Origin of the sequence: Streptomyces sp. NPDC005574 (genome assembly GCF_040605435.1) — a bacterium.
Taxonomy (GTDB): Bacteria; Actinomycetota; Actinomycetes; order Streptomycetales; family Streptomycetaceae; genus Streptomyces.
This window is the reverse complement of the sequence record NZ_JBEXCW010000210.1, coordinates 1-4,998: the sequence shown is the minus strand read 5'-3', so window position 1 is coordinate 4,998 and position 4,998 is coordinate 1. Positions and strand designations below refer to the sequence as shown.

General features: G+C 68.8%; 1 protein-coding gene. It reads right to left on the bottom strand.

Annotated features, from left to right (window positions below):
- Positions 1-278 precede the first annotated feature (278 nt).
- Positions 279-4,922, bottom strand: a complete 4,644-nt coding sequence (locus ABZT03_RS43015) for a type I polyketide synthase (protein ID WP_356049614.1) — start codon at positions 4,920-4,922, stop codon at positions 279-281.
- Between the last annotated feature and the right edge of the window lie 76 nt (positions 4,923-4,998).

The following is a 4,998-nucleotide window of genomic DNA, read 5'->3' as shown; positions in this document are numbered from 1 at the left end:
CCGCACCCGACATCCCGCCCCTCCCCGAGGCCGCGTAACATCACAGACCGGAACCTCCCTCGTCGAGCCTTTTACACCGCTCCGAGGACGCCACCAGTGATCCACCTCGCCACGCCAGCCCGCGTGTCACTCACCAAGGCCGCGTAACATCAACCCCACGGAACCCCTCGTCGAGCTTTTCCACCGCCCCGAGGACGCGACCCCTGCAACTAGCCACATCAAAACGGGGCAGAACCACTCAAGGGACAACTACGCCGGGGCCGTGGTCCCGAACCGGGTCACACCCCCGAGGAATCACTCAACCTGACAATGCCGTCCGTCAGCCAGGTGCGGATGGTCTGCGCGGTGGCCGCGGCGTCGTCTTCCAGGATCGTGAAGTGGTCGCCCGGAACTTCTGTCACCGTTTGAGCGGCCGGCCAGTGCGCCCGCCAGTCGACATCGACCGACATGGTTTTCATCGGGTCGGCGGCGCGTATGAGCAGTGTGGGTGTGGTGACTGGTTCGGGGGTCCAGTGCGCAAAGAGCCGCAGGTAGCCGCCCATGGCAGTGATCCAGGTGTCGTCTACGAGATCGCGGCCGCGTTCCAGCAGGCTTGGGATGGCCGCTGACAGGACGCCATCGAGCGTTTCGTGATCCGGATGGTAGGTGTCGATCAGGATGAGTGCGCTGGGCGGGGTCCCCCGCTGCTCCAGTTCGGCGGTCACGGCGCTTGCGATCCATCCGCCAGAGGAATGGCCGAGCAAGATGAAATCTCTGCTCTGCTGGGCGGCAATGGTAGCGGCGTGCGTAGCCACAAGCGCTGCGAGGGTCTCCGGGAGCGGCTGGCCGGTGGAATAGCCCGGTGCCGGTATGACCTTTACGGCGTGGCTGCCCGTGAATTCTGCCGCGAGGAGATCGTACTGGTGGACTCCCGCCAGGGCAAGCACGGAGGGGAGGCAGATGACGTCCGGCGTTTTCGTGCCGCGGGTGAGGAGGACGGGCTCGGGCATGGGGTCCGCTTCAGCGGGATTGCTGTATGTGGCGCGGAGACGGGAGGCGGTTTGTGCCAGGGCGATGGCTTCGGGGACCGAGCCGTGCCGCAGCGCTTCGTCGAACCGAGCCAGCACGGCAGTGTCCGGGGATGCCGGCAGCGCGGTTGTGGATGATTCCTGCTCAAGTAGTACGGCCAGGTGGGCGGCGAGATCCGCGGAGGTTGGATGGTTGAAGACGAGGGTGGCCGGCAGTCGAAGCCCGGTGGTTTCGCTGAGCCTGTTGCGCAGTTGAAGCGAGGTGAGCGAGTCGATCCCGAACTCTCTGAGCATTCGGTCGGATTCGATCTGATCACCGCTGTCGAGTCCGAGGACAGCCGCCGCGTGGGCGCGCACGACGGCGAGCAGATCGCCGTGAGTGGGCTCTGGTTGGTGCCCATAGCGTCGTGTGACCAGGTCTCGCAGCAGTGCCGGTGGCGCTGTCTGGATCCTTCGTAGGTTCATGGGGGCGGGCACTAGGACGGTCTCGTCGCTTGCGCGTGCGTTGTCCAGCAGCGCGAGACCTTCGGTGGCCGTCATGGGTAGCATCCCGCCGTCCTGGAGCCTGGACAGGGTCTCCTGGGGCAGCTGGGTGTCCGCCCACAGTCCCCAGGCGAGCGACTGGGCGGGCAGTCCCTGCGCGCGCCGGTGGGTGGCCAGGGCGTCGAGGAAACTGTTGGCGGCGGCGTAGGTTGCCTGTCCTGGGTTGCCGATCACGCCGGCGATGGAGGAGAACATTACGAACGTGGTCAGATCCCGGTGCTTGGTCAGCTCGTGCAGGTGCCAGGCGGCGTCCACCTTGGGCCGGAGCACCGCGGCGAGGCGTTCCGGTGTCTGGGCCTGTACGACGCCGTCGTCGAGGACCATGGCGGCGTGCACCACACCGGTCAGCGGTCGGCGGGCGTCGATGGACTCGACCAGACGCGCGAGCTGATCCCTGTCGGCGACATCGCAGGCGACGACCGACACGTCGGCGTCCAGTTCCGAGGCGTCCCAGGCCGTTTCTCCCCGCCGGCTTGCCAGGACCAGATGCCGGACGCCGTGCGTGGTCACCAGGTGTTGCGCGAGGAGCCGTCCCAGGGCTCCGGTGCCACCGGTGATCAACACGGTGCCCTCGGGATCCCACGGCCGCTGGTTCGTCCCCGCCATGGCAGGGGTGAGCCTGGGGACCAGCAGCCGCCCCCCGCGCACGGCCAGTTGGGGCTCATCGCATGCCAGTGCCTCGTCCAGGACGTCGCTCCCGTCGCCCGTCTCGTCGAGGTCGAGGAGGATGAACCGCTCCGGGTGTTCGCCTTGCGCGGCCCGCACAAGTCCCCATACCGCTGCCTGGGACAGATCCCGCACGGCCTCCTCGACGGTTGTAGAGACCGCGCCACGTGTTGTCACGAGCAGCTTCGACGAGGAACTCGCCAGGTGGGCCTGGATGCGCTGGAGCGCCTGGGTGCTGATCTCCCTCACCGCGGTGGGGACATCCATGGACTGCGCCGTGGGCGGACACACGAACCGCTCCACGGTGCTTGGCGCCGCTGGTGCTGATCTGGTGTTCCCAGGAGCTGCCCAGTCGATGCGGAACAGCTGGTCCCGGCCCAGCCCGGTCGGCGCCGGGCGGGTGGTCATCGACTCTGCCGACACCACGATGTCGCCACTGGCCGGGTCGTAGCCGGTCAGCGATATCGTTTCCGTCCCGCTCAGGTCCAGCCGCGCCCGGAGCCTGGTCATCCCGGGTTTGTCCACCGTCACACCGCCCCACGCGAAGGGCAGGCGGACCGGCTCGCCGTCCAGGCCGGAGACGAGGAGCGTGGCGTGCACCGCGGCGTCCAGCAGGGCCGGGTGCAGCAGGTAGTGCCGGGCGTCGTCCTCGAGGCTGGAGGGCACCACTGCGTCGACGTACAGCTGGTCACCGGCCTGCCATGCCGCGCGCAAGCAGCGGAACGCGGGGCCGTAGTGGTAGTCGGCGTGCGCGGCCCGGTCGTAGAAGCCGGTGACGTCCAGAGGCTGTGCGTCGTCGGGCGGCCAGGACAGCGGAGGCTCCTGACGCGGCGATCCCTGGACGAGGGTGCCGCAGGCATGCTCACTCCATGACTCATCACTCGCGGCCCGGGCGTACACCCGGACGGGCCGTCGGCCCTGATCTGTGGTGCTTTCAGCGATGACCTGCAGTTCGACGGGCGTGTCCGGGTTGAGGACGAGCGGGGTGTGGACGGCCAGTTCTTCGATCTGACTGCAGCCGCCCTGGGCGCCGACGGCCATGGCCACCTCGATGAAAGCGGTGCCTGGCAGCAGCGTGCTCTCCCCGACCGCGTGGTCGGCGAGCCAGCTCTGGTCCGCCGGCGAGAGCTGCCCGGTGCCCACGACGCTTCCGCCGTCCGCTAGTTCGACGATCCTGCTCAGAAGGGGGTGATCGCGGTCCTTGGGGGCCGGCCCCGGGGCCAGCCAGTACCGCTGTCGTTGGAAGGGGTAGGTCGGCAGGTCGACTAGGCGCCCGCCGCGCAGGGCGGCGGCCCAGTTCACGGCGACTCCGTTCACCCAGGCTTGCGCGACCGAGGAGAGGAAGCGTTCGACGGTGCCGTCGTCGCGCTGCAGCGACCCACCGACGAAGACTTCCTGCCGGTCGGTGGCGTCCAGGAGCCGCTCAAGTGGCGCGCGCAGGATTGGGTGCGGGCTGATTTCGACAAATGCGCCGCATCCTGCGGAGAGCAGTTCTCTGATGGCTTCTTCGAAGCGGACGGTCTGGCGCAGGTTGCGGTACCAGTAGTCGGGGCCCAGTTCGGTGGTGTTCAGGCGGCCGCCGGTGACTGTGGAGTAGAACGGGATCGCGCTGCCGCGTGGGCGGATGCTGGACACGGCGGACAACAGGTCGTCGCGCACTGCTTCGATCTGCGGCGAATGTGACGCGAAGTGGGTGCCCCGCACCAAATGCGCCTCGATGCCGTCTGCCACGCACTCGGCGACTAGCCGCTCGACCGCTTCCCGGTCGCCGGATACCACGACGGAGTCCGGTCCGTTGACCGCCGCTACCCCCACTCCGTCGACCAGGCGTGGCCTGAGCTCCCGCTCAGGCAGGAAGATTGACGCCATGGCGCCCCGCCCGTCCAGCCGAGCCGCCATCTGGCTGCGGGCCACGACGACCTGAGCCGCGTCTTGAAGCGAGAGGGCGCCGGCGACATACGCTGCCGCGACCTCGCCCTGCGAATGGCCGACGACGGCCTCGGGCTCGACTCCGAAAGAGCGCCACCAGGCGGCCAGTGCCACCATCACGGCGAAGAGCACCGGCTGGATGGCGTCGGCGCCTTCCGGTTCGCCGTGGCGTAGGACGTCCTCCACGGACCAGCCCGCCAGCGGCTCGATGACCTGGGAGCATTCGCGCAGTTCTGCCGCGAACACGGGAGCGGTGTGGAGCAGGTCACGTGCCATCCCCAGCCACTGCGATCCCTGGCCGGGGAAGACGAACACGGGGCGGCGCTCGTCTTGAGACGCCGCTGTGCCCCGGATAGGGCCGTGTGGCAGCAGCACCGAGCGGTGCGCGAACGCCGCACGGCCCATTGCCAGGGTCCAGCCGACATCGAGCGGGTCAAGCTCTTGGTGGCTGATGGTGTGGTTGCGGAGCTGGTCCTCCTGCACGCGCAGCGCTTCCGCGCTCTTGGCCGACAGGATCCAAGGAACCGGTCCGGGGGACGCCACTGACGCGGGAGGTTCGGCTTCGACCCCTTCGAGGATCAGGTGGGCGTTTGTCCCGCCGGCCCCGAACGCGGACACCGCCGCCCGCCTCGGCCGATCCACCGGTGGCCAGGATGTGGGGTCGGTCAGCAGTGTCACCTTGCCGCTCGCCCAGTCGATGTGCGGGCTGGGCTCCTCGACGTGGAGCGTCTTCGCGCGGGTGATCTCCCGTTTCAGCACCTCATCCCGCGAGGACATCCCTCCGGAGCCGGAGCCGGAGCCGGAGCCGGAGCCGGAGCCGGAGCCGGAGCCGGAGCCGGAGCCGGAGCCGGAG